20 protein-coding genes are annotated in these 24,296 nt (G+C 39.8%); 15 read left to right on the top strand and 5 right to left on the bottom strand.

Going from position 1 to position 24,296, the window contains the following annotated elements; translation table 11 throughout:
* Nucleotides 1–27: 27 nt before the first annotated feature.
* Together recN and CC99x_RS02725 are read right to left on the bottom strand one after the other, a co-directional pair.
* Nucleotides 28–1,722 (bottom strand): DNA repair protein RecN, encoded by a 1,695-nt coding sequence (gene recN / locus CC99x_RS02720; protein ID WP_057624587.1) that lies wholly within the window; start codon nucleotides 1,720–1,722, stop codon nucleotides 28–30.
* Nucleotides 1,723–1,730: 8 nt separating this feature from the next.
* Nucleotides 1,731–2,600, bottom strand: coding sequence for an NAD(+) kinase (locus CC99x_RS02725; protein WP_057624586.1), 870 nt, complete (start codon nucleotides 2,598–2,600; stop codon nucleotides 1,731–1,733).
* A 156-nt stretch (nucleotides 2,601–2,756) separates the two neighbouring features.
* Between CC99x_RS02725 and hrcA the strand changes: the two genes are divergently transcribed.
* The 6 genes from hrcA (at nucleotide 2,757) to CC99x_RS02755 (ending at nucleotide 9,356) form a co-directional block, all read left to right on the top strand.
* Entirely contained in the window at nucleotides 2,757–3,797 is a 1,041-nt protein-coding gene (hrcA, locus tag CC99x_RS02730; RefSeq protein WP_057624585.1) for a heat-inducible transcriptional repressor HrcA, read from the top strand.
* Nucleotides 3,798–3,863: 66 nt separating this feature from the next.
* Nucleotides 3,864–4,517 (top strand): nucleotide exchange factor GrpE, encoded by a 654-nt coding sequence (gene grpE / locus CC99x_RS02735; protein WP_057624584.1) that lies wholly within the window; start codon nucleotides 3,864–3,866, stop codon nucleotides 4,515–4,517.
* A gap of 85 nt (nucleotides 4,518–4,602) precedes the next feature.
* Entirely contained in the window at nucleotides 4,603–6,540 is a 1,938-nt protein-coding gene (dnaK, locus tag CC99x_RS02740; RefSeq protein ID WP_057624583.1) for a molecular chaperone DnaK, read from the top strand.
* Between the two features lie 100 nt (nucleotides 6,541–6,640).
* On the top strand, nucleotides 6,641–7,783 hold the full coding sequence (gene dnaJ, locus CC99x_RS02745; protein ID WP_057624582.1) for a molecular chaperone DnaJ: 1,143 nt from the start codon (nucleotides 6,641–6,643) through the stop codon (nucleotides 7,781–7,783).
* 7 nt (nucleotides 7,784–7,790) lie between these two features.
* On the top strand, nucleotides 7,791–8,594 hold the full coding sequence (gene dapB, locus CC99x_RS02750; RefSeq protein WP_057624581.1) for a 4-hydroxy-tetrahydrodipicolinate reductase: 804 nt from the start codon (nucleotides 7,791–7,793) through the stop codon (nucleotides 8,592–8,594).
* A gap of 168 nt (nucleotides 8,595–8,762) precedes the next feature.
* Nucleotides 8,763–9,356, top strand: a complete 594-nt coding sequence (locus tag CC99x_RS02755; RefSeq protein ID WP_057624580.1) for a hypothetical protein — start codon at nucleotides 8,763–8,765, stop codon at nucleotides 9,354–9,356.
* A gap of 257 nt (nucleotides 9,357–9,613) precedes the next feature.
* Here CC99x_RS02755 and CC99x_RS02760 read toward each other — a convergent pair whose 3' ends face one another.
* Nucleotides 9,614–10,354: a hypothetical protein gene (locus CC99x_RS02760; protein ID WP_057624578.1), complete on the bottom strand. Its 741-nt coding sequence runs from the start codon at nucleotides 10,352–10,354 to the stop codon at nucleotides 9,614–9,616.
* Nucleotides 10,355–10,595: 241 nt separating this feature from the next.
* Between CC99x_RS02760 and CC99x_RS02765 the strand changes: the two genes are divergently transcribed.
* The 4 genes from CC99x_RS02765 (at nucleotide 10,596) to greA (ending at nucleotide 17,294) form a co-directional block, all read left to right on the top strand.
* Nucleotides 10,596–12,305: a hypothetical protein gene (locus CC99x_RS02765; RefSeq protein ID WP_057624577.1), complete on the top strand. Its 1,710-nt coding sequence runs from the start codon at nucleotides 10,596–10,598 to the stop codon at nucleotides 12,303–12,305.
* Between the two features lie 75 nt (nucleotides 12,306–12,380).
* Nucleotides 12,381–13,574 (top strand): glutamine-hydrolyzing carbamoyl-phosphate synthase small subunit, encoded by a 1,194-nt coding sequence (carA, locus tag CC99x_RS02770; protein WP_057624576.1) that lies wholly within the window; start codon nucleotides 12,381–12,383, stop codon nucleotides 13,572–13,574.
* Between the two features lie 2 nt (nucleotides 13,575–13,576).
* On the top strand, nucleotides 13,577–16,861 hold the full coding sequence (gene carB, locus CC99x_RS02775) for a carbamoyl-phosphate synthase large subunit (protein WP_077065420.1): 3,285 nt from the start codon (nucleotides 13,577–13,579) through the stop codon (nucleotides 16,859–16,861).
* Nucleotides 16,815–17,294 (top strand): transcription elongation factor GreA, encoded by a 480-nt coding sequence (gene greA / locus CC99x_RS02780; RefSeq protein ID WP_057624575.1) that lies wholly within the window; start codon nucleotides 16,815–16,817, stop codon nucleotides 17,292–17,294. The genes carB and greA overlap by 47 nt, the downstream gene beginning before the upstream one ends.
* A 56-nt stretch (nucleotides 17,295–17,350) precedes the next feature.
* Here greA and CC99x_RS02785 read toward each other — a convergent pair whose 3' ends face one another.
* Complete coding sequence (locus CC99x_RS02785; RefSeq protein WP_077065419.1) at nucleotides 17,351–17,632, bottom strand: YhbY family RNA-binding protein; 282 nt, start codon at nucleotides 17,630–17,632, stop codon at nucleotides 17,351–17,353.
* 65 nt (nucleotides 17,633–17,697) lie between these two features.
* Here CC99x_RS02785 and CC99x_RS02790 point away from each other — a divergent pair, with 65 nt between their 5' ends.
* The 4 genes from CC99x_RS02790 (at nucleotide 17,698) to glmM (ending at nucleotide 22,593) form a co-directional block, all read left to right on the top strand.
* Entirely contained in the window at nucleotides 17,698–18,333 is a 636-nt protein-coding gene (locus CC99x_RS02790) for an RlmE family RNA methyltransferase (RefSeq protein WP_057624574.1), read from the top strand.
* Nucleotides 18,334–18,432: 99 nt separating this feature from the next.
* Complete coding sequence (ftsH, locus tag CC99x_RS02795; RefSeq protein ID WP_077065418.1) at nucleotides 18,433–20,367, top strand: ATP-dependent zinc metalloprotease FtsH; 1,935 nt, start codon at nucleotides 18,433–18,435, stop codon at nucleotides 20,365–20,367.
* A 29-nt stretch (nucleotides 20,368–20,396) separates the two neighbouring features.
* Nucleotides 20,397–21,263, top strand: coding sequence for a dihydropteroate synthase (gene folP / locus CC99x_RS02800; RefSeq protein ID WP_057624572.1), 867 nt, complete (start codon nucleotides 20,397–20,399; stop codon nucleotides 21,261–21,263).
* Entirely contained in the window at nucleotides 21,256–22,593 is a 1,338-nt protein-coding gene (glmM, locus tag CC99x_RS02805) for a phosphoglucosamine mutase (RefSeq protein WP_057624571.1), read from the top strand. The genes folP and glmM overlap by 8 nt, the downstream gene beginning before the upstream one ends.
* 8 nt (nucleotides 22,594–22,601) lie before the next feature.
* Here the strand turns inward: glmM and CC99x_RS02810 are convergent, their stop codons facing one another.
* The gene (locus tag CC99x_RS02810) at nucleotides 22,602–23,327 is read right to left on the bottom strand and encodes a hypothetical protein (protein WP_057624570.1); all 726 of its coding nucleotides are present in this window, start codon (nucleotides 23,325–23,327) and stop codon (nucleotides 22,602–22,604) included.
* A 177-nt stretch (nucleotides 23,328–23,504) separates the two neighbouring features.
* Here CC99x_RS02810 and tpiA point away from each other — a divergent pair, with 177 nt between their 5' ends.
* Nucleotides 23,505–24,269 (top strand): triose-phosphate isomerase, encoded by a 765-nt coding sequence (gene tpiA, locus CC99x_RS02815; protein ID WP_057624569.1) that lies wholly within the window; start codon nucleotides 23,505–23,507, stop codon nucleotides 24,267–24,269.
* Nucleotides 24,270–24,296 lie beyond the last annotated feature (27 nt).

Genomic DNA, 24,296 nt, shown 5'->3' on the forward strand with positions numbered 1-24,296 from the left:
ATTAGGAATGCTTAAACTAACCATGTTTTAAACACCCACAGCCTGTTTTTCCTGCTTAAGCAAATGCTTTGCTTGAGCACGTGCTTCCGCACCAATATCAATTCCCCCCAGCATTCTGGCAATTTCATCAACGCGTTCATCTTCCGTTAATTCATGCACAGTGGTTTGGGTTTGTTGCTTTGTTTTCATCTTGGATACATAAAGATGTTGATCGCCAAAGGCAGCTACTTGTGGCAAATGGGTAATACAGATTACTTGCTGGTTATGGCTGAGCGTATGTAAACATTGTCCTACGATTGCACCTGTTTTACCACCAATGCCCACATCCACTTCATCGAAGATCAAAGTTGGAGAGGGTAAATCTTTCAGCGTTGTTAATTCAAGCGCTAAGCTGATTCTGGATAGTTCACCACCGGAAGCAACTTTGTGAATGGGTTTGGGTGGATGTCCAATATTGGCTGAAATACAAAAGGTTACCTCATCTAAACCAGAAGGGCTTAAGCCATTCGCTTCAGCAGTGGCTTCGCATAAAACTTTAAACTCCGCACCTTGCATAGCTAAGGTCTGGATATGTTTGGTGATTTCATCTTCCAATTTTTTTGCAGTTTGTTTGCGTTTTTGACGGAGCTGTTTTGCAATTTTCAGATATTCTTTGGTTAATATGTCAATTTGAGCATCCACTTCATCAATGGATTGATTTTGTTCAATTAAGGTGGCAAGTTTGGTTTTTAATGTTTCATGGTAAGCATAAAGCTGTTCTGGCTCAATCTTATGTTTTCTTGCAATGTCGTGAATTCTGTCTAGTCTTTGCGTGATATCGCTGAGTTTTTCTGGATTAATTTCTAAATTATCCATGAAATGAGAAAGTTCTGATACAGTTTCATTCAGTTGTATACAAGCGTTCTCTAAACATTCTTTTACATTTTTAAGCGCTTCATATTTATCAAATAGGTTATTGAGCGACTGCTTGGCTTGATGAACAAGTTGCAACGCATTACCACACTCTTCATTATCCAGCGAGTCAAGCGCTGTTTGGCAGGCTTGTAAAGTATGATCTGCATGCGCTAACTGATCATGTTCTTGATAAAGTCTTTGAACTTCATTGGGGAGTAGTTGTAGGTTGTCTATTTCTTCAATTTGATATTGTAATAATTCAATTTGGTAGTCCGCAGAACCATCGGTAGCGGTAATTTTTTGTTTGCGATGTAGTAATTTTTCTATTTTATAGTACAGCGTTTTTAATGCATCAACTTCCTGTGTATGTTTGCCATACGTATCTAATATGCGGAGTTGTTCACGTGGTTGTAGTAGTACTTGGTGTTTATGCTGACCATGCATTTGGACGAGATATTCGCCTAAGAGCCTTAACTGTTGCGTTGTTGTGGGAATGCCATTGATATAAGCTCGTGAGCGACCATTTTGATAAATGGTACGTCGTAAAATACAGCTTTCAGTTTCTTCGCTGTTCAGCTCTAAATCAGTTAACCATAAAACAGCACCTGGCAGATGGCTCACATCAAAGAGTGCGGTTACTTCGGCTTTTTCTTGCCCGGGCTGGATGAGATCAATATCAGCACGATGCCCTAATACCAGATTTAAAGCATCGAGTAATATACTTTTACCGGCTCCTGTTTCGCCTGTAATAACAGTCATACCTTTTTTAAAGTCTAATTCTGCTTCTTGAACGATGGCTAAATTACGAATAGTGAGATGCTGCAACATACGTGTTATTAAATGCTCCAATTCAGTTTTGTTCTTAAAGTGTGGTAGTAATCATAATCCAGTGGGTGTAAAAGATTTAATAGCTTATCTTTCTTAGAAATTAGAATGCGATCGTTGGGTAGCACATTAAAATTAACTTGCCCATCGCAGCTGACACGTGGGTGCAAAATATTTGCAGACGTAATATGTAATTCAATCTTATCGTCAGAATCCAACACAATGGGTCTGCTGGTGAGTGTATGAGGATGCATGGGCACCAGCACAACGGCTTCAAGTGTTGGATGCAAGATAGGCCCTCCTCCTGATAGTGAATAGGCGGTTGAGCCTGTAGGGGTTGCTGTAATAAGGCCATCTGAGCGTAGTCGATAAACAAACTGTTGGTTAATTCTGACCTCAAATTCAATCATACGTGCAATATCACCTGAATAGAGCACTACGTCATTTAAGGCTGAGCTAGATCCAATCGCTTGATTGTCTCGCATCAGTGTCATATCCAATAGAAACCTGCTTTCTGTTTGGTATTTTCCCTGCAAGATAGGTAATAAATATTGTTTGAATGCTTGAGGAGATATGTCGGTTAAAAAACCTAATCGACCACGGTTGATCCCGACCATGGGGCGTCCCCAATTCACAATGGAGCGTGCAGCATCTAAAAAGCTACCATCACCACCGACCACGATGATTAAATCACAGAGTTCGCCTAGCTTTTCTTTGCTTAATTTGTTTACTTTAATACTGATAATTTCAGCGCATTCACTTTCAAGTGAAAGAGTATGGTGCTGAGATTGCAAGAATTGTACTAAAGAGGATAAAGTACTTTGTACTTCAGGATTGCCTGGTCTACCAATAATTCCGATATGCGAAAATAAATTAGCCATGCTAGTTGTTTAAATAATGAGCAAATTTAGTATATCATATCATTAACTTTAAGTTTCCTCTTGTAAAGTAAGTTAAGAGGAAAGTATTTTTATGTTAATTGATTAAATTAATTTTAATTCCCAAAACGCATATAGCTTCAAAGATTAAAGAATGTTATGAGTGATTTGATAATTTCAAAACGTGCACAATTACTGCTCAAGCATTTAGTAGAGCTGTATTTGCGAGATGGCGTTCCTGTGGGTTCCAAAACATTAGTGAATGAAGCCATTACTTCATTGAGCCCCGCAACGGTTAGGAAAGTATTAGGCGATTTGGAAGATCAAGGTTATTTGGTTTCTCCGCATACATCCGCTGGTAGAATTCCTACGTCATTGGGTTTGCGATTTTTTGTCGATAGTTTGCGTACTATTTATCCGCTTGATGAAGTTAATCTAAAACAATTTCAGGAAAAATTTGAAGCAAATAAGTTGTCAGATGATTTATTAACCACGACATCAACAGTTTTATCAGAATTAACACGCATGGTTGGGGTTGTAACGCTGCCCAAGCGAGAGCATTTGATTTTAAGGCACGTAGAATTTCTGCCACTCTCAGACAATCGTGTTTTAGTTATTTTGGTTTTAAATGAAAGAGAAGTACAAAACCGTCTTATCATTACTGATAAGCCTTATACGGCAAGTGAACTTACTCAGGCTAGTAACTTTCTAAATCAGCATTTTGTTGGTAGAGATTTACTAAGCTCACGTCAGGAACTTCTACAATCTTTGCAGATAGATAAATTACAAATGGATAGCCTCATGCAAGCGGTTGTGGATGTTGCTGGAAAGGCATTCACTTGTGCTAAAAATAACCCAGATTATATTTTAGCTGGACAGCAAAATTTGTTATCTGATCCCGCCTATGTCAAAATGAGCCAGTTACAAAAGCTGTTTCAAGCTTTTACTGAAAAACACCAGATATTGCACGTTTTAGATAAGTGTCTACAGACAGATGGCGTGCAAATGTACATTGGTGATGAGTCTGGCTACGATGTATTCAGTGACTATAGCATCGTAACTTCTCGTTATTCGGTGGATGGAAAGTTAGTTGGTGTTCTGGGTGTGATAGGCCCTACACGCATGCCTTATAACAAAATAATCCCCATCGTAGATTTGGCTGCAAAAATGTTGAGCACAGCCTTGGATAATGAAAATTAGACCCCATTATTCACTCGTATTTTATATATTTAAGCAATTATACTAGCTTTATAGAGGTTAATAACAATGGCTGCACACGATGATTCTCCTACCAGTCTATGGACGCAAGGTCAGCAAGAAGAGGGAGATATGCCTCCGCAACGATTTGATGATTCTGCACCCACTCAAGAGCCTAAGCTTAGTTTAGAAGAAGAACTCAAGTCCTTGAAGGCGGAGCTTGAGAAAACAACACAAGCTTACAATGAAGCAAATGATAAAGCACAAAAAAATTGGGATTTATTGCTCAGAAAAGAAGCAGATCTACAAAATATTCAAAGACGTTCACAAACACAAGTTGATAATGCAAAAAAGTTTGCGCTAGAACGCTTTGCTAGCGAATTACTACAAGTTGTTGATAGCATCGAGCAGGGCTTAACCCAATGCAATAATGACAACGTGACAGCAAAAGATGTATTAGAAGGAATGGCTTTAACACGTAAAGTTGTATTAGATGTGATGGAAAAAGAGGGTATTTTACAAATCAACCCTGAATCACAAGCTTTTAATCCTAACTTCCATGAAGCCATTTCTATCATTGAAACAGATGATTGTCCCCCTAATCAGGTGGTGTCTGTGTTTCAACCAGGCTACATTTTGAATGAAAGATTGTTGCGTCCTGCAAGAGTAGTTGTTTCTCGTGCAATTACGCCTAAAGATGAAGCAGATAATACAAAAAAATGATAGTTGATGCGCTTGAAAACGCGCATCATGGCCACATTATACAGAGTAACTAGATTTATTTATTTTTGAATTGGAGAGTAAGAGCATGTCAGCAAGAAACGTCGTGGTGGGTATAGACTTGGGAACAACCAACTCTTGTGTCGCGGTCATGGAAAATGGCAAGCCTCGCGTGATTGAGAACAGTGAAGGTGATAGAACAACCCCTTCTATTGTTGCTTTCACCACGGACAATGAAAGACTGGTAGGTCAAACAGCTAAGCGTCAGGCTGTGACCAACCCGCAGTATACCTATAATGCGATTAAGCGATTGATTGGTCGTCAATACAATGACGCTGCTTTGAGAAAATCAAAAGTAGCTTATGAAATCATTAAGGCTGACAATGGTGATGCATGGGTACAAGGTCGTGGTAAAGACAAATTAGCGCCACCCCAAATTTCTGCTCAAATCCTAGCAAAAATGAAAAAGACAGCTGAAGATTATTTGGGACACGAAGTAACGGAAGCCGTTATTACTGTTCCTGCTTATTTTAACGATTCACAACGTCAAGCTACCAAAGATGCTGGTAAGATTGCTGGGCTTGAAGTTAAACGTATTATTAACGAGCCAACCGCTGCAGCGCTTGCTTATGGCATGGATAAGAAAAATGGCGATAGCGTTATCGCTGTGTATGACTTGGGTGGTGGTACCTTTGACGTTTCTATTATTGAAATCGCTGATATTGATGGCGAACAACAATTTGAAGTATTGGCCACCAATGGCGACACCTACTTAGGGGGTGAAGATTTTGATGAATGTGTAATTGAATATCTCGCCGATGAATTCAAGAAAGATCAAGGTATTGATTTACACAAAGATCCTTTGGCTTTGCAACGTCTGAAAGAAGCCGCTGAAAAAGCTAAAATTGAGCTTTCTACACGCGAACAAACCGATATTAATTTACCGTATATCACAGCTGATGCATCTGGCCCTAAGCACATGAATGTGCGTTTAACACGTGCGAAATTTGAGTCGCTGGTCGATGAATTGGTACAACGTTCATTAGAACCTTGCCGTACTGCATTGAAAGATGCAGGTAAAACTGCCGCTGAAATTGATGCCGTTATTTTAGTAGGTGGTCAGACACGTATGCCTAAAGTACAACAAGTTGTACAAGATTTCTTTGGTAAAATGCCTCGTAAAGATGTGAACCCTGATGAAGCTGTTGCCTTAGGTGCTGCGATTCAAGGTGCTGTTTTATCGGGTGAAGTGAAGGACGTTTTATTACTCGACGTAACACCTTTATCATTGGGTATTGAGACAATGGGCGGTGTGATGACCAAATTGATTGAGAAAAACACCACTATCCCAACGAAGAAGAGCCAAGTCTTCTCAACCGCTGAAGATAGCCAAACCGCTGTTACAATTCGTGTTTTCCAAGGTGAGCGTGAGCAAGCAGCACAAAATAAATTCTTAGGTCAATTTGATCTAACCAATATTCCTTTAGCACCTAGAGGAACACCACAAATCGAAGTGACTTTTGATATCGATGCCAATGGTATTTTGCATGTGTCTGCTCAAGATAAAGCCACAGGTAAACAACAATCCATTGTTGTGAAAGCATCAAGCGGTTTAAGCGATGATGAAGTACAAAAAATGGTGAGAGACGCTGAAGTACATGCTGAAGAAGATAAAGCATTCCATGAACTTGTTTCTGCTCGAAATCATGCGGACAGTTTGATCCATGCCAGTGAAAAATCTATGAAAGAACTGGGCGATAAAGTTGATCCTAAAGAGCGCGCTGATATTGAATCTGCGGTTTCTGAGCTAAAAGAAGCCATTAAGAGTAATGATAAAGGTGTGATTGAAAAGAAAACAGAAAAGCTCACAGACGCTTCTGCCAAGTTAGCGCAAAGAATGTATTCACAAACTGATGCGCAAGCAAATCAAGGTGGAGGTGCTGCAGGTGATGCTGAGCACGCAAGCGGCAAGGAAGAGGACGTTGTTGATGCTGATTTTGAAGAAGTGAAAGAAAATAAATCTTAATTTCTTTGTTTGAACGCTTAAATGAAATAAGCCCGGAGTAGTCTATCTCTCCGGGTTTCCCTTTGGTGGGCTTGAATAAAATTATCGGATGGTAAGTTGAATGTCTAAACCTGATTATTATGAAACGCTTGGGGTCGCACGCTCGGCTTCAGAAGCAGAAATAAAAAAAGCTTATCGTAAATTAGCGATGCAACATCATCCTGATCGCAATGAGGGTAATAAAGCTTCTGAAGAAAAATTTAAAGCTGCGACAGAAGCTTATGAAGTGTTGTCTGATTCGCAAAAACGAAAGGCTTATGATCAATTTGGGCATGCGGGTGTCGATCCTTCTGCTGGTTTTGGACGTGGGGCTGGTGGCTTTAGTGGGCAAGCCGGTGGTTTTGGAGATATGTTTAATGACATATTTTCCGATATTTTTGGAGCTGCTGCAGGTGGTCGAGGCGGTCAAGGGCATTCACGAGGTGCAGATTATAAATACAGTTTAGAGTTGACCTTGGAGGAAGCCGCTAAGGGTAAATCTGTTCATATCAAAGTACCCAGTTGGGTGAAATGTAGTACCTGTGAAGGGAGTGGTGCTAAAAAGGGCACGCATCCTAAGACCTGTGCTAGCTGTCATGGTCATGGCCAGATTCGTATGCAGCAAGGTTTCTTTTCTGTTCAACAAACCTGTCCTACTTGTCGAGGCGAAGGGCAAGTAATCAGTGATCCTTGCACCTCATGCCGAGGTCAAGGTCGTACACAAGAAGAGAAGAAGCTACAAGTTAAAATTCCACCAGGTGTGGATGATGGTGATAGAATTCGACTTTCTGGTGAAGGTGAAATGCCTGCAAGAGGTGGCGTTGCTGGAGATTTATACGTTCAAGTACAGATCAAACCGCATGCTATTTTTGAAAGGGATGGGTCTCATTTATATTGTGAAGTTCCCATTACTTTTATTACAGCCGCTTTGGGAGGGGAAGTAGAAATACCTACCCTAGAAGGAAAACTCAAGCTAAAAATTCCTGCAGAAACGCAAACTGGAAAAGTATTCAAGTTGAAAGGCAAAGGCATTCAACCCGTGAGAGGTGGTGCAGCTGGCGATCTTAACTGCCGAATCTTTGTTGAAACGCCAGTGGATTTAAATCGTAAACAAAAGACACTCTTAAAAGAATTTGAGACAGAGATCAACAACAATGGTGCTCATAATCCGCGCATTAACCGTTGGATGGGACGTGTCAAAGAGTTTATGGATAACTTAAAATAGGATTTTTATGTCACAGGATGTTCGGATTGCCATTGCAGGGATTGCTGGAAAAATGGGACTTGCGATTGCCAAAAGAGCTGCAGCACATAATCTGCAGCTTCGAGTCGCTACAATTTCTCCTTCGCAAGATGCAACTCAGACCGTCGGGGCAATGATTGCATCACCTGGCTATGACTTTTTTCCTATACACCATCTAGAAGATCAACGAGATGCCTTTGATGTATTGATTGATTTCACAACACCAGAGGCTACTCTGCATCATGTGAAGCTTTGTTCTGAACTTAAAAAATCGATTGTCATAGGTACGACTGGCTTGGACGAGCAAAAGCAGTCAGCCTTAGCGCAATATGCTAAAGAAATTGCCATTGTGTTTGCACCTAACATGAGTAGAGGTGTCAATATCACGCTTAATTTGTTGGAAAAATTAACGCAAGTCATTGGTCACGAAGCAGATATTGAGATCTTAGAAGCACACCATCGTTATAAGAAAGATGCGCCTTCAGGCACTGCGCTTAACATGGGGGAAACCATTGCCAAGGAATTGGGCAAGCCTTTGAAAGAGCTTGCAAGTTTTTCGCGTCATGGTATTTCTGAATCAGGGAGAGAAAAGAAAATAGGCTTTTCGGTGATTCGTGCAGGCGATATTGTGGGGGAGCATACTACAATCTTTGCGTTATCAGGTGAGCGCCTTGAAATTAAGCATGTAGCAAGCAGCCGAGATACCTTCGCAGAAGGTGCATTAACAGCCGCACGGTGGATTCAAGATAAGGCTGCGGGGCTTTATACGATGCAAGATGTATTAGGGCTTTGATAAGCCTATTTTTAGTTCTTAGTCCTGATGAACCCATAAATTTCTTCCGCTTAGCTGCCTATTAAGCTTCTTTGTCTTGTAAAAGTTATCTGATTGACCAATTTTTGAAACAGCCTATAATCGCCCTCAATTGAACTTTTAAATCATTGAATCATTGAGAGGCTTGTTATGCTTGATTTTATCACTTCATTTTTTAGTAGTAATACCCCAGAACCTTTATGTAAAGCAGCAGATATGCTTTGTAATACCTTGGAAGGCTATGGTTATGAAGTACATTCATCAGATATGTTGATTAATGCTGCGCAAAGTGTATCTGATATGTCTGGCCTATCTGAAAATGCATCTTATTTAACCATTGTTGCAAGTGCAGTGGCAGGCACTGTTGCGGTTATGTATGGTGTTACTTCTGCTGCTAAAGCAGTTATGAATCGTTCAAATGAGAAAACAATTCCGCACACAGAAGAATTGATTAGAGTACTTAAGCCAAGCGATACAAGCGACGCTGTTGCATTTGTAGTAAAGCCTTCTCATCAAAAATTGGTTGATGGGTATAATAATGTTGGGGCTAAAGAAGCCGTTAGCAAAATGAGTCCAGCAGTCTTAGCGGTTTTTAACGAATTATCTGAAGGGCAAGTGATTGCGTTTGGAAGAAAACTGGGTCAAGCACTCCTGAAATTCCAAAAGATGAATACAGAAGCACAAATTGAACTACTTAAGGCTTTAGACGGTGCAGATGTTGATTCTAAAGTAAAATTGCGTTAATCATCAGAAATGCCAATCAGTTAAGAGTAAATTGGCATTTAATAGAATTACGAATGAGCGCAGCGAATTGATTTTCTTTCTTTGTTATCAAAGAAAGAGGCACCTTTAGGTGCAGAGAAGGATTTATAAAATAAAGATTAAAAAAATCCATCTGCTCACTAAAGTGAGCTTCTTCCCTTGATACCAAGGGAAGATAATCATTTACTTCGTTCATTTCTTATTTTTGAAACAGCTTTTAGATATATCAATTACCCTATCTAATCTTTGCTGGTATTTGTATAAATACCTAGACCGAAAATAAAACTGTCTTTAAGCGAGATGATGCGAATATTTCCAGGCTGATTGCTTTTAAAAGTGTTAAAGCGTGAAGTATCTTCGAAGCTAATACTGCCTCTTAAACCAATATTGTGTGTTAATTTATACTGTAATCCTGCCATTAATCTTAAAATGGTTTTTCTTTTATCGAAAGTAAAGCTTTGTGGAACAGCTAAGGGTACGCCATTCAGACTTGTTAAATCATCGATAAATTTAGGGTGAGAACGTGCAACACCCATACTTGCAATTAACTCTGTTCTACAGCGTTTATCAAAGGGAATAGGATAAAAGCCAATGACATTGGCTGAGAAGGATTTGAATTCTGCGTGGGACTGATGTGCTTCTGTTGGTCCAGCAGGTGGAATAAAAACGCCTAAAACGACATTGTTGCCTCCAAAAACACGTGCTTCATTTTTGATATTGCTTTTACTAAGGGTAAGTTCTAAACCAAAATATTCAAGAAAACGAACACCCGTATACAATTGGCCTTGATGAAATTGTGATGCAAAAATATTATCGCCTTGTCCCTTATGCAAAGGTGTTTCTCGGTACTGAAGATCTAAGCCTAAATAGGGGTAGATAGGATATCCAAAAAAATAAGCGGCATGCGTTACAGAGGGCAATAAAAGTATTAAGAGTGCTGTGGGTAGAAACTTCAACAAGCATTTTTTTAAGGCGTGCATTTTCTTTGTCCTTAGTATCAACAATTCCCTAGACTCAAATAATATCACATTCTTCTCAATTTTATGTATATACACCCCAAGAAGTTACTTAATAAACTTGTATATACAAAGATATCTATAACGAAAATATCAAAGCTTAAAGGGAATTATTTGATTGCGCTGTAGTCCAAGCAGTAAGAAAAGGAACTTTAAGGTTATTGAAGGATTATTTGATTAAATAAGCTGTCTGTAGGAGCAGTTCATGCCCAAAGTTTATGAACCCGCAGATTTAGGTCGTTTAAAGCGCGCCTATGATGAATTAGAAGATAAAGAATCCCCAGAAGAAATTTTGGAGCTTTTAGGATGGTATAGGCCTGTTAAAGCAAGTGAAGGCGCTAAAAGTAGAATTGATAAATCTAAAGTGAAGGAGCTATTAGAACAAGGGCTTGATCTGGATCAGATTGCAAAGTTTAAAGCCGTAAAAGGCTTGAAAGACGCCTCTCACAAAACATTCATTATTGAGACACTTATTGATATTGGGCAAGATATTGCGTATGCAGTGTGGGACTTTTTGTCTTGGCGCAAAGTTAAAACTTCTCTGACCATTGTTGGATCTATTGGTGCTGGCGCTGGTATTGGTGCGTTATTGGGTACCTTGGTATTTCCTGGCTTAGGCACATTAATTGGAGGGGCTATTGGGGGGGCAATTACAACGGGTTTGGCTGCAGTGGGAGGGGTTATTGGCACGAGTGTATTAGGTGCCTTTTTAGGTAGTATTATTGGCAAAAAAACATCTGATGCATTATTTAAACATGAAAAACGTTTTCAACCTTCTAGACGTTTTACGCGTAAAATTAAAAGTAAATTTTCTATCAACACCAGCACAGTTGATATGATGAATGGATATTTATGGAATCGTGAGAGGGCGGTTTCCAGTAAAACCATGAAAAAATACTATAAAAAACTAAGAAATGAAACCATTAAAAAAGCTAAGCCAGAAGCAATGGAGCAGTTGGGTTATTTCTTTATTCAGGAATTAAGGCTATTAGAATTAGAAAGACAACGTCAACCCTCTAATTTAGAATTGCTAAGTGAAATTGATGCAGTTAAACATATTCTGAAAAAAATGGCGAATGCAAAGTTGTCAGATGATTTGAAATTACAAATTAAATCACAATTAAAAGACTATAAAGACAGAGAATTGAATGGAAAACCATTACCAGATGAACACTTTAAAAAGCTACGAAAAGCAGTGGCAGTAGAACAAAAAAGTGAAAGATCTTTAACAACAGAGATGGATGATTTAGAGAAAGAAGCGAAAGAAGAGAAGAAAGCGAAGAAAAAACGAAGTGCTGATTTGGATACAGCAACAGGTGATTTGTCTAGAACCGTGTCTGGATTGTCTCCTGTACGCTCTCCAAGTATGTTATTTTCGAAGGAAACAACAGAAAATACCGATGTTAGTGGAGCAGCCTCTCGCCCATTGAATCTAGAAACAGTTGCGCGTGCCCTAACGAGATCTTTTGTGGATTCTTTGGCCGCTCAAGGTTATGTGATTGAGCAGTCTGCAGCAGAATGGTCAGATCCATTACAGTATTCTTATAAAATACAAGGTACAAGTTTTAAAATGGATATGAGAACTGCTTCTGACATGGGCTTGGGTAATATCAGTGTTGCCCAAAAAGAATTAATCAGTCGAAATAAAGAAAATACCGCTCTGCTGATTGCTCAGCAAGCTTTGCAATATTCGCAGCAAACCGGGCAAACAGAATTTGAAGTAATCTCTAATAAAGATAGGGAAATAGCCATTCAAATCAGTGCAGCCTTACTCAAGGTAGGTTTAAAGCCCAAGCTGGATGTCAAGGAGTATAGCCTAGAAGAGCAACGTTTGATTATGACAGATGCAGAAAAGCTAGTTAAGAAACAATCCGCAAGGCTAACCCCCTTTCCAAACCAGTCATCGGGTGGTTAACACTCTTTCGTAGACATCTCTGGCAATATCCGTTAGAATCTCGCCGTTTGTGTTTTTCTCAGCGGGGAGGGGCTTTTGACAAATCATCCGGCAGTTTTAGCGCTTGAGGATGGGACAATATTCAAAGGAATTGCGTTTGGACATATTACTGAAGCTATTTGCCTCTCAGTAGGCGAAGTCGTTTTTAATACATCCATTTCTGGCTATCAAGAAATTATCACCGATCCTTCTTATACTGATCAAATTATCACTTTAACCTATCCTCAAATTGGCAATGTTGGTATTAGTACCGAGGATAGAGAATCTAACAGAATTTACGCCAAAGGGCTTATTGTCCGCCAATTACCAAAGCAAACAAGCAACTGGCGTTCGCAATTAACACTCACACAATTTTTAGCAGAGCAAAAAATTATTGGTTTAGCCAATATTGATACACGCGCTCTGACGAGAGTATTGCGAGAGAAGGGAGCCTTGAATGGCTGTATTGTTGCTGCTCCCGTGATTGATGAAAGTTTAATTCAAAGTGCAGTTGCTAAAGCCAAAAGCTTTGAAGGTTTAAATGGTAAAAATTTAGCAAAAACAGTATCTGTTACTGAGCCTTATGTTTGGAAAGAAGGTGGATTCTGGGATAGCCCAAAACCACAAAAAAATGCCACTGAAAAACATTTTAAAGTATTGGTATTGGATTATGGTATTAAGAAAACCATATTGCGCGTCTTAGATGAATTAGGCTGCCATTTGCAGGTAATGCCCTATGACACAACAGCAGAAGAGATTTTACAATATAATCCTGATGGTGTATTTCTCTCTAATGGTCCAGGCGATCCTAAAGCATGTACGACAGCGATTAGGACAATTCAAGCACTCGTTAACGAAAAGATTCCCTTGTTTGGTATTTGTTTAGGTTTTCAATTACTTGGTTTGGCGCTGGGTGCAAAGACCATTAAAATGAAATTTGGTCATCATGGTGGTAATCACCCTGTGCAGTGTGAAAGCACTAAACAAGTGTACATTACAAGTCAAAATCATGGTTTTGCTGTCGATGAGGCAACACTCCCTATCAATTTACTCACAACACACCGTTCTTTGTTTGATAGAACCTTACAAGGATTTAGACACAAAGATCTGCCTATTTTTGGATTTCAGGGGCATCCTGAAGCAGGCCCGGGTCCCAACGATGCTAGGGTGCTGTTTCAAACTTTTATTGACTCGATGCTCAGCTATCAAAAAAATAAAGATGCCCTAAAACTCACCATGGTAACCGAATAATTATGCCAAAACGTAACGACATCAAATCTGTTCTCATTATTGGTGCTGGCCCTATTGTGATTGGTCAAGGCTGTGAGTTTGATTATTCCGGTGCTCAAGCTTGTCGTGCACTCATGCAGGAAGGGTATCGGGTTATTCTCGTAAACTCTAATCCCGCCACCATCATGACCGATCCGCAAATGGCAGATGCGATTTATATAGAACCTATACACTGGCAAGTAATTGCAAATATCATTGAAAAAGAGCGCCCTTGTGCTGTGTTACCCACGATGGGAGGGCAAACAGCTTTAAATTGTGCATTAGATTTGGTGCGAGAAGGCATTTTACAAAAATATGGCGTTGAACTGATTGGGGCAACAAAAGAGGCCATTGATAAAGCAGAGGATAGAGAACAATTTAGAAAGGCGATGTATGAAATTGGTTTGAAAATGCCAACCTCTTATATTGCGCATGATTTTGATGAGGCTCTGGAAGCACAAGCGGCAATTGGCTTTCCCACCATTATTCGACCTTCTTTTACCTTAGGAGGTTCGGGTGGTGGCATTGCCTATAACATGGAAGAGTTTGAAGAAATTTGTAAAAGAGGTTTTGATTTATCACCAACCAATGAGCTTTTGATAGAACAATCTATTATTGGGTGGAAAGAGTTTGAATTAGAGGTTGTACGCGATAAAAATGATAATTGCATTATCGTATGCTCCATTGAAAATTTAGATCCGATGGGCGTTCATACAGGTGATTCGATTACTGTAGCGCCTCAGCAAACCTTGACCGACAAAGAATATCAACGTATGCGAGATGCAGCTGTCAGGGTTTTAAGAAAAATTGGTGTTGAAACAGGTGGTGCGAATGTTCAGTTTGCGGTACATCCTGAAACAGGAGAACTCTTTGTTGTTGAAATGAATCCAAGAGTTTCACGCTCTTCTGCTCTGGCTTCAAAAGCAACGGGCTTTCCGATTGCAAAAGTTGCAGCAAAATTAGCAATTGGTTATACCTTAGATGAGCTTGCTAATGAAATCACAGGTGGAAAAACACCCGCTTCTTTTGAGCCAACGATTGATTATGTGGTTACCAAAATTCCACGTTTTAACTTTGAAAAATTTCCACAGGCCGATCCTTACTTGACCACACAGATGAAATCAGTTGGTGAAGTGATGGCAATGGGACGAACTTTCCAAGAGTCCTTACAAAAAGCAATTCGTGGCTTAGAAATTGGTTTGTATGGTTTGGAGCCACAGATAGATCTCACAAAATCAGAAGTTAAATCAGATATTTATTTCAAACTACAGCGTCCTAACCATATGCGCCTTTGGCATATTGCAGATGCATTTCGTTTTGGAATGAGTATTGAAGAGATATATAGCATTTCTAAAGTAGATAGATGGTTTTTAGCGGAAATTCAAGATTTAGTGTGTACAGAAGCCGATGTGATTGCTAAACGTACAATGCCACTGACAAGAGAATATTTATTTGAACTCAAGCAAAAAGGTTTTTCAGATAAGAGATTAGCAACGCTTTTAGCAAAAACAGAAGATCAAATACGTCAAACAAGATGGGATTTAAAACTGCATCCTGTATACAAACGTATTGATAGTTGTGCCGCAGAGTTTTCAGTGCAAACTGCCTATATGTACTCTACTTATGAGTCTGAATGTGAAGCCCTTCCTACGCAAAACAAAAAGATCATTGTTTTGGGGAGTGGTCCTAATCGTATTGGTCAAGGAATTGAATTTGACTATTGCTGCGTGCATGCCGCTTTTGCGATGAAAGAAGCTGGTTTTGAAAGCATCATGGTAAATTGCAATCCTGAAACCGTTTCCACAGACTATGATATTTCTGATCGATTGTATTTTGAGCCTTTAACACTTGAAGACGTTTTGGAAATTGTGCATCTTGAGAAGCCTACGGGCGTGATTGTGCAATTTGGTGGGCAAACCCCCTTAAAATTAGCTAAAGCACTTGAGAAGGCTGGTGTCCCTATTATTGGCACTTCCGTAGATGCTATTGATAGAGCAGAAGACAGAGGCCGTTTTATTGAGGTGATTAATAAATTAAAGCTTAATCAGCCTGAAAATGGCATTGCAACGACTATTGAAGAAGCAAAGGCAATTGCTGCAAAAATTAACTACCCCATTATTGTACGCCCCTCTTATGTATTGGGTGGACAATCTATGGAAGTTGTCTTTAATGAAGAAGAGTTAGATGAATATTTATATAACTCAAAAATGTTTAGTAAAGAAGTGCCTTTGCTCATTGATAGGTTCTTAGATGATGCAACAGAAGTAGATGTCGATGCCATTTGTGACGGTAAAGATGTTTGGGTTGCTGGCATCATGGAGCATATTGAGCAAGCAGGCGTTCACTCGGGTGATTCAGCTTGTTGTTTACCACCTTTTAGCTTGAGCAAAGAAATTCAATCACGTTTGGAAGATGCCATTAAAGGGCTTGCTTTAGAGTTGCAGGTGGTTGGTTTAATGAATGCTCAGTTTGCCATAAAAAATAATGAAATATATATACTTGAAGTGAACCCACGTGCTGCACGTACTGCACCCTTTGTTTCTAAGGTCATTGGTCGTTCATTAGCAAAAATTGCTGCAAATTGCATGATCGGTCAAAGTCTTGTTGAGCAGCAGTGCACTGAAACGATTAGGCCTCCGTTTTTTGCAGTCAAAAAATCCGTTTTCCCCTTTGTAAAATTCCCTGGTGTGGATCCTATTTTAGGGCCAGAGATGCGTTCAACGGGTGAAGTAATGGGTGTCGGTGAAAACTTTGCCAAAGCTTATGCTAAGAGTGATCTGGCAAGTGGGGTGCCGCAAGTACCAGAACAAGGTCAGGTGCTGATCAGCGTTAAAGACAGAGATAAAGAGGGCATGATAGAAATTGCAAAACGATTAGATAGCTTGGGTTTTAAGATTTTAGCAACCCGTGGAACAGCATTGGCGTTGGCAGCGCATGGTTTGTCTGTCACTCATATTAATAAAGTAACCGAAGGTCGACCCCATATTGTAGATAGTATCAAAAATGATAAAATTGATTTTATTATCAATACGACGGAAGGTCGTCGAGCAACCTTAGATTCTCGCTCGATACGAAAGGCTGCTGTACAGCGAAAAATTAGTTATACAACAACCATTGCTGGTGCAAAAGCGCAAGTTTTAGCGCTAGAATATCAACACCAATACGATGTAATGCCAATACAGGCTTTGCATTCATTACTTATTAGTACCAAGGTTTTAAAGAATGAAAAGATTCCCAATGACGGAGAAGGGTGCGCAGAAACTGCGTGAAGAATTGATTCGATTAAAATCAGTTGAGCGTCCAAGAATTATTGAGGCGATTGCTGAAGCGCGCGCGCATGGCGATCTCAAAGAGAATGCTGAGTATCATGCAGCAAAAGAACAGCAATCTTTCTTAGAAGGACGTATTTCAGAAGTTGAAAATAAACTGTCCCAGGCTGAAATTATTGATGTTACCCAGCTTGCGCAGAATGGTCGAGTCGTGTTTGGCACAACCGTTATATTGGTAAACGTCAACACCGATGAAGAAGTGACTTATAAGATTGTGGGTGATGATGAAGCTGATCTGAAGCACAACATGATTTCGATCAATTCACCTATTGCGCGTGCAGCAATTGCCAAAGAGGTTGGTGATGTTGTGATTGTTCAAGCACCTAGTGGTGAAATTGAATATGAAGTTGTGGATGTAAAATACATTCCCTAATTCATTCCAATGATAGAGCGTCTTGTATCAAGATCGCTCTATCAAATAGCATTCATCTATTTTCGTAAGTTAGGATTCTCTTTATAGAGCACGATAGTACGCCCTATAGACTGGATACAGAAGGCTTGATGCTTTTCTGGTATCAGTCGAACCAACTCTTCGAAGGCTTCTTTATCTTGAACGTTCAGCTTGATTTTGATGAGCTCATGCTTAAGTAACTGGACGTCTATTTCATCGTGGACAGCGGGGGTTAGGCCGTTTTGTCCCAATTGAACAACAGGTTTTAGTGAATGCGCTTTGGCAATCAAAGTTTTTTGGAAACTACGCGTTAACATCATGGCAATTTTGTTTTAGAATGTAATTTGACTCAAAGCATTTTATCTCATTTCTTATTAGACGTACAATGAGCCAGAAAAAATCAACTAGTTGGATAGCTAGGCAGAAGCGTGATCCATATGTGATCAAAGCCAAGCAAACTGGCTATCGGTCTCGCGCAAGCTACAAATTATTAGAGCTTAATCAAGCACATAAACTCTTTCGCGCAGGAATGTGTGTTGTTGATTTGGGATCGGCGCCAGGGGGCTGGTCTCAAGTGATGGCTAACCTCTTAGGCAAAAATCCTAAGATATATGCCCTAGACATACTAGACATGGATCCCATTCAAGGCGTTAACTTTATTAAGGGTGATTTCAATGACCCCACAAATCAAGTTAAACTAAAAGAAATGCTTGGAAACAATGCAGTCAACTGGGTTATTTCTGACATGGCGCCCAATCTAAGTGGGGTTATAGATATTGATCAACCCAGAATAATGGAGCTTGCCGAATCTGCGTGGCAATTTACAACTCAAGTTTTAGCAAAGGATGGCGGTTTTTTAATTAAACTATTCCAAGGAGATGAGGTGAAACCCTTTTTATCAGAACTCAATCAGCACTTTCGTCGTGTCGCGGTGAAAAAGCCAGACGCTTCCCGCAGCCAATCAAGAGAGATTTACATTTTAGCACAAGGCTTTAAGGCGATCGGTCGCTGCGAACCTTAAGTACAGCAAGCCAACTATTGGGTTTTGTTGTATATTTAATCTATAGCCTTATGATAGGCATTCACAGTAAAAAAAGACAGGGGCTACACTTTGAACGACATGGTAAAAAACTTAGTTTTATGGCTAATAATAGCAGTCATATTAATTTCTGTTTTTAGCAATTTTGGCCCACGACATGCACATGTGGAAAAAATCCCATATTCTACTTTTGTAGAGCAAGTTGAGCACGGCAATGTTAAAAGCGTCACAATAGATGAACGTAGTCGCATCATTCGTGGTATGACGCGTAATGAAGAAGGCTTCTCTACGAATATGATTGCCGATGAATTTTTAATGGGTGAGTTGCTTAACAAAAAGGTTGAGGTGAACATCAAAGCACCTGAGCAACAAAGTTTACTCATGAGTATTTTCATTAGTTGGTTCCCCATTATCCTCTTTATAGGTGTTTGGTTGTATTTTATGCGCCAGATGCAAGGCGGTGGTGGCCGTGGCGCAATGACTTTTGGTAAAAGTCGTGCACGCTTGTTAGGAGAAGATCAGGTTAAAGTAACCTTTGCCGATGTGGCAGGTGTTGATGAAGCTAAAGAAGAGGTTCAAGAACTGGTTGAATTCCTCAAAGACCCAGACAAATTCCAACGTTTAGGTGGCCGTATTCCCAGAGGTGTCTTAATGGTAGGGCAGCCTGGTACAGGTAAAACCTTGCTTGCTAAAGCAATTGCGGGTGAAGCGAAAGCACCATTTTTCACTATCTCTGGTTCTGATTTTGTGGAGATGTTTGTGGGTGTGGGGGCTTCTCGTGTGCGAGATATGTTTGAACAAGCGAAGAAGCATGCGCCTTGTATTATTTTTATTGATGAAATTGATGCGGTAGGTAGGCATCGTGGCGCTGGCTTAGGGGGTGGGCATGATGAACGTGAACAAACCTTAAACCAATTGCTTGTTGAAATGGATGGCTTTGAAGGTAATGAAGGTGTCATCGTTATTGCTGCAACAAACCGACCTGATGTATTGGATAAAGCTTTATTAAGACCCGGTCGTTTTGATAGACAGGTTGTTGTTGGTTTGCCGGATATCCGTGGCCGTGAACAGATTTTAAAAGTACATATGCGTAAAATTCCATTGGCAGACAATGTCGAGCCAAAAATTATTGCGCGTGGTACCCCTGGTTTTTCTGGTGCAGACTTAGCCAACCTAGTGAATGAAGCGGCATTATTCGCAGCACGTCACAATAAACGCTTGGTTGATATGGCTGAGTTCGATGCTGCCAAAGATAAAATTATGATGGGTGTTGAACGTAGAAGTTTAGTGATGACACTGCAAGAACGCACCATTACGGCTTATCATGAAGCCGGCCATGCCATTGTAGGTTTGACTGTACCTGAACATGATCCCGTTTATAAAGTGACCATTATCCCTCGTGCTCAAGCCTTAGGCTTAACCATGTTTTTACCAGAACAGGATAGATATGGTTATTCTAAGCTACGATTGGAAAGCAAAATTGCAAGTTGTTTTGGTGGTCGAATTGCAGAAGAACTTATTTTTGGTTTTGAGAATGTGACGACAGGTGCCTCTAGTGACATTCAACATGCCACAGAAATTGCTCGTAACATGGTTACAAAATGGGGCTTGTCTGAAAGATTAGGACCTCTGATGTACAGCGATGATGAGGGCGAAGTATTCTTAGGTCACAGTGTTACGACACGTAAAGAGATCTCTGGAAAAACGGCTCAAATCATCGATGAAGAAGTAAAAAGTATTATCGATAAGACATATAAGACTGCTAAAGATATTTTAACTGAGAAAATCGATATTCTGCATAAGATGGCAGAAGCGCTTTTAAAATACGAAACAATCGACTCTTCTCAGTTAGAAGACCTAATGTCTGGTAAAATACCAAGAGAGCCTAAAGATTGGTCTTCAATCTCTAAAGATGATGCATCCGGTGGTTTATCTTCAGCAAGCCGTTCTGCTGATAAAAAGCAAGATGAAGAAAAACGTGATATTCAAGATGGTGATACACTCCAAACGCATTAATTTAAGTATCGTCATTAAAGGTTGTATTCATGTCTGCTTTACTTCATTCGCAACATAAGCCATTCATTATGGGGGTTCTCAACGTAACCCCCGATTCATTTTATGATGGTGGTCATTTCCATTCTCTTGAAAATGCATTAAAACGCGCTGAGCAAATGGTTGCAGAAGGCGTCGATATTATTGATATTGGTGGTGAGTCAACACGGCCCGGTGCGCTGGCCACGACCATAGACGAAGAGCTGCAGCGTGTTATTCCTGTCATTGAAGTGTTACGCAAAGAATTAGTCGTACCTCTTTCTATTGATACACGTCATACCCGTGTCATGAAATATGCCATTGAAAGTGGCGCAACGATGATTAACGATGTGATGGCATTACAAGATGAAGGCGCTGTTGCATATGTGGCTTCTGTCCAAGCACCTGTTTGCTTGATGCATATGCAGGGCTTACCTCATAGCATGCAAGCAAATCCTCAATATAAAGATGTAATGGATGAGGTATATCAATTTTTGCAGCATCGTATTGATATATGTGAAGCAAGTGGTATTGCAAAAGACAATATTTATATTGATCCAGGCTTTGGTTTTGGTAAAACGCTAAATCATAATCTCATGATGCTGGGTAAATTATCTCAATTTAAAAAATTAGGTTGCAAAATACTCGTGGGACTTTCTCGTAAAAGCATGTTTGGCAAAATATTAAACGTAGAAGCAGAAGATAGATTATTCGGAAGTTTGGGGGCTGCGATGCTCGCGTTGTTACAAGGTGCAGATATTATTAGAACACATGATGTTAGAGCAACGAAAGATATTTTAGAAGTGTATCAAGCAGTGAAACCTTTTTGGCATGCACCTGAAACATTGCAAAATAAAGGGAGTGAGCAAGAATATGCGTAAATATTTTGGAACAGATGGTATTCGCGGTAAAACAGGACAGTTCCCCATTACGGCTGATTTTGCTCTAAAATTAGGTTGGGCTGTAGGGCAAGTATTAGCGCAAGATGGTCGTGGTAAAGTACTGATTGGTCAAGACACACGGGTTTCTGGTTATATGTTATCAGCTGCTTTAGAAGCTGGTATGACAGCATCAGGATTGGATGTGCATTTACTGGGTGCGATGCCAACCCCTGGCGTTGCCTATCTAACAAAATCTTTAAACGCACAAATAGGTGCGGTAGTGAGTGCTTCGCATAATCCTTATTATGATAATGGCATTAAGTTTTTTAGTGGTGACGGTAAAAAATTACCGGATTTGGTTGAAAGCAAAATTGAGTCTTATCTTGATAAAGCTTTTGTGACTGTAGAAGGCACTCGTATTGGGCAGCAAACCTATTTGCAAGATGCTGCGGGTCGTTATATTGAATTTTGTAAGCATTCTTTTCCAAAAGATTACGATCTAAAAGGTATAAAAATTGTGGTTGATTGCGCCAATGGTGCAACCTCTTATATTGCTCCCCATGTATTTACAGAATTGGGTGCAGATGTGATTGTGATTAATCATCAACCCGATGGCTTTAATATCAATGATAAATGTGGCTCTACTTTCCCGCAAAGTTTACAAGCTGAAGTATTGAAACATCGTGCAGAAGTAGGTATTGCTTTTGATGGCGATGGGGATCGATTAATTCTGGTCGATCACAAAGGTGAGTTGGTAGATGGAGATGAGATTTTATTCATTATTGCCATGCATATGAAAGATAAATTGCAAGGCGGTGTAGTTGGTACACTCATGAGTAATTTCGGATTAGAACTTGCTTTTCAAGCGCAAAAAATAGCTTTCTTGCGCGCAAGAGTGGGTGATCGCTATGTGCTTGATAAATTGATGGAGCATAATTGGGTATTAGGTGGAGAAAATTCTGGGCATATTATTTGTTTAGAGCATGCGACCACTGGCGATGGTATCATTGCTGCTTTGCAAGTTTTAAAAGCGTTGTGTGAAAAAAATGATAGCTTACACACGATTAAGCAAGGAATGACTAAGTTTCCCCAAGTACTTAAGAATGTCAAAGTAACGAAACCTCAATCGATTATTGTGGATGACACACTTCAAAATGCTATTGCGAAAATGGAGCGTAGTTTGCAAAATAAAGGGCGTATTTTAGTGCGTGCATCAGGTACTGAGCCTTTGATTCGTGTTATGGTGGAAGGTGAAGATCCCATCTTTGTGAACAATATAGCTGATCAAATGGCAGATGTGGTTGAAAAAGTAGCTCAAACACTCGCATAGGCTTGAAGTTAAGATTGAAAAACAGATAACTTTTTGAGAATGCTTTCTTCTATGCTTTGATGAAGAAAAGTAAATCGTTGGTTGCTTTTCTTATCTTGGGAATATTTTTTGAGTTGCACATAGGCCTTAGCATAGGATTGCACTTGCTGTATGGCGATGAGTGTCTGTTCTTTGGTGTCAAAATGAGTCTGAGGTGCTAAGCAAAAGGCTAAAGCATCTAGGCATTGTCGTTCAAGCATTTTAAGTCGTTGTGTTGTTTCACTAAAGTTTTTATATGCCTGAGGCATGCTTTCAATCATGAGTGAGCTAAAATCAGAAGTGTAAAGTGTGCTCTCAAGGCTATATTTAGCTGCGAGCAATAAGCTGCCCGTAAACAAGTCAATGATCACTGTCTCTTTTTCTGTCTTGGTAGCATAAGCTATATCCCACTTAGGCTGTTCTTGGCAGAATAATCTACTAAACAGTGTCCACCAAACATATAATAAATGCGCGGTGTTATACTTATCTTCATCATCATCATTAAAAAAACTACTCAGTAAATTAGAATGAAGTGCAAGCATTTTAGCAGTAGTTGTATTGCTAACTTCTAATCCAGACTTTTGCTTTATAAATCCTTGCATTGCGGGGACAACATAGGAAGTATCTGAAATGATCCGCTTAAGATCTGCATTCACCAAGACTTTTTCTCCTTCTGGCAATAAAAACATCCTTGCGATAAAAACATCTCGCAGCATCTTGAAAGCGCTTTGTTTTGCGAGATAGTAGGCGGAAGGCTTACTTTTTTAGCTAAAGAGAAGGCCGACCACTTGTAGAGTTGCCAATAAATCAGTAACTCAGTTAAGATCGTCCGCTACAAGTTTATCTTAAATTAGTATATTAAATTCCCCAATGATTCAATATGAAAGGATTTTATGAGACAGAAATTAATTGCTGCAAATTGGAAAATGAACGGTAGTGCTTTACAAGTAGATGCTTTAATTGAGGGGCTTCGCTCTAAATTATCAAATCCCCGCTTTCAAAATAGCAAGATAGTTATTTGTCCTTCTTATATTCATATTGAGAGTGTCTTAGTTAAATTGCAAGGTTCTGGACTGCAAGTAGGTGCGCAAGATGTCAGTTCATATGCAAATGGTGCTTATACAGGGCAAATTTCTGCACAGATGCTTGCCGATATTGGTTGTAAATATGTTATCATCGGCCACTCAGAAAGACGGCAGTATTGTTTTGAAGACAACGCGGTTATTAGTAAAAAGTTAATTACCTCAGTTTATTTTGGTTTGACCCCAATATTTTGTGTGGGAGAAACAAAATCTGAGCGTGAGCAGGGTGTGACGGAAGAAGTCATTTCAAAGCAGATAGTCTCTGTTGTTGAAGCCTGTGGCGTAGATGTTTTTGCAAAGGCTACAATTGCTTATGAGCCTATTTGGGCAATTGGGACTGGATTAACGGCTACACCTGAACAAGCACAAGCGGTGCATGCCTTTATTCGACATTGTTTGCAAGCTTATGATAGAGAGCTATCCAGCAAAATAACAATTTTGTATGGTGGTAGTGTAAATGCTAAGAATGCATCTAGCTTGTTTGCTCAGCAAGACATTGATGGTGGATTAGTAGGTGGTGCTTCTTTAAATGCTGAAGAATTTGTTCAGATTTGTGAAGCTGCTGTAAATAGATAGCACGGAACTTTAAGGTGCTTTCATAAG

Source organism: Candidatus Berkiella cookevillensis (assembly GCF_001431315.2).
Taxonomy (GTDB): domain Bacteria; phylum Pseudomonadota; class Gammaproteobacteria; order Berkiellales; family Berkiellaceae; genus Berkiella_A; species Berkiella_A cookevillensis.

Bases quoted from the DNA above. Each gene is read 5' to 3' on its own strand.
- dnaK (WP_057624583.1), top strand. From the start codon at position 4,603: ATGTCAGCAAGAAACGTCGTGGTGGGTATAGACTTGGGAACAACCAAC.
- folP (WP_057624572.1), top strand. From the start codon at position 20,397: ATGTCTGCTTTACTTCATTCGCAACATAAGCCATTCATTATGGGGGTT.
- grpE (WP_057624584.1), top strand. From the start codon at position 3,864: ATGGCTGCACACGATGATTCTCCTACCAGTCTATGGACGCAAGGTCAG.
- CC99x_RS02785 (WP_077065419.1), bottom strand. From the start codon at position 17,632: ATGATGTTAACGCGTAGTTTCCAAAAAACTTTGATTGCCAAAGCGCAT.
- CC99x_RS02725 (WP_057624586.1), bottom strand. From the start codon at position 2,600: ATGGCTAATTTATTTTCGCATATCGGAATTATTGGTAGACCAGGCAAT.
- tpiA (WP_057624569.1), top strand. From the start codon at position 23,505: ATGAGACAGAAATTAATTGCTGCAAATTGGAAAATGAACGGTAGTGCT.
- ftsH (WP_077065418.1), top strand. From the start codon at position 18,433: ATGGTAAAAAACTTAGTTTTATGGCTAATAATAGCAGTCATATTAATT.
- CC99x_RS02755 (WP_057624580.1), top strand. From the start codon at position 8,763: ATGCTTGATTTTATCACTTCATTTTTTAGTAGTAATACCCCAGAACCT.
- recN (WP_057624587.1), bottom strand. From the start codon at position 1,722: ATGTTGCAGCATCTCACTATTCGTAATTTAGCCATCGTTCAAGAAGCA.
- CC99x_RS02765 (WP_057624577.1), top strand. From the start codon at position 10,596: ATGCCCAAAGTTTATGAACCCGCAGATTTAGGTCGTTTAAAGCGCGCC.
- greA (WP_057624575.1), top strand. From the start codon at position 16,815: ATGAAAAGATTCCCAATGACGGAGAAGGGTGCGCAGAAACTGCGTGAA.
- CC99x_RS02760 (WP_057624578.1), bottom strand. From the start codon at position 10,354: ATGCACGCCTTAAAAAAATGCTTGTTGAAGTTTCTACCCACAGCACTC.
- dnaJ (WP_057624582.1), top strand. From the start codon at position 6,641: ATGTCTAAACCTGATTATTATGAAACGCTTGGGGTCGCACGCTCGGCT.
- glmM (WP_057624571.1), top strand. From the start codon at position 21,256: ATGCGTAAATATTTTGGAACAGATGGTATTCGCGGTAAAACAGGACAG.
- CC99x_RS02790 (WP_057624574.1), top strand. From the start codon at position 17,698: ATGAGCCAGAAAAAATCAACTAGTTGGATAGCTAGGCAGAAGCGTGAT.
- hrcA (WP_057624585.1), top strand. From the start codon at position 2,757: ATGAGTGATTTGATAATTTCAAAACGTGCACAATTACTGCTCAAGCAT.
- carB (WP_077065420.1), top strand. From the start codon at position 13,577: ATGCCAAAACGTAACGACATCAAATCTGTTCTCATTATTGGTGCTGGC.
- dapB (WP_057624581.1), top strand. From the start codon at position 7,791: ATGTCACAGGATGTTCGGATTGCCATTGCAGGGATTGCTGGAAAAATG.
- CC99x_RS02810 (WP_057624570.1), bottom strand. From the start codon at position 23,327: ATGCTGCGAGATGTTTTTATCGCAAGGATGTTTTTATTGCCAGAAGGA.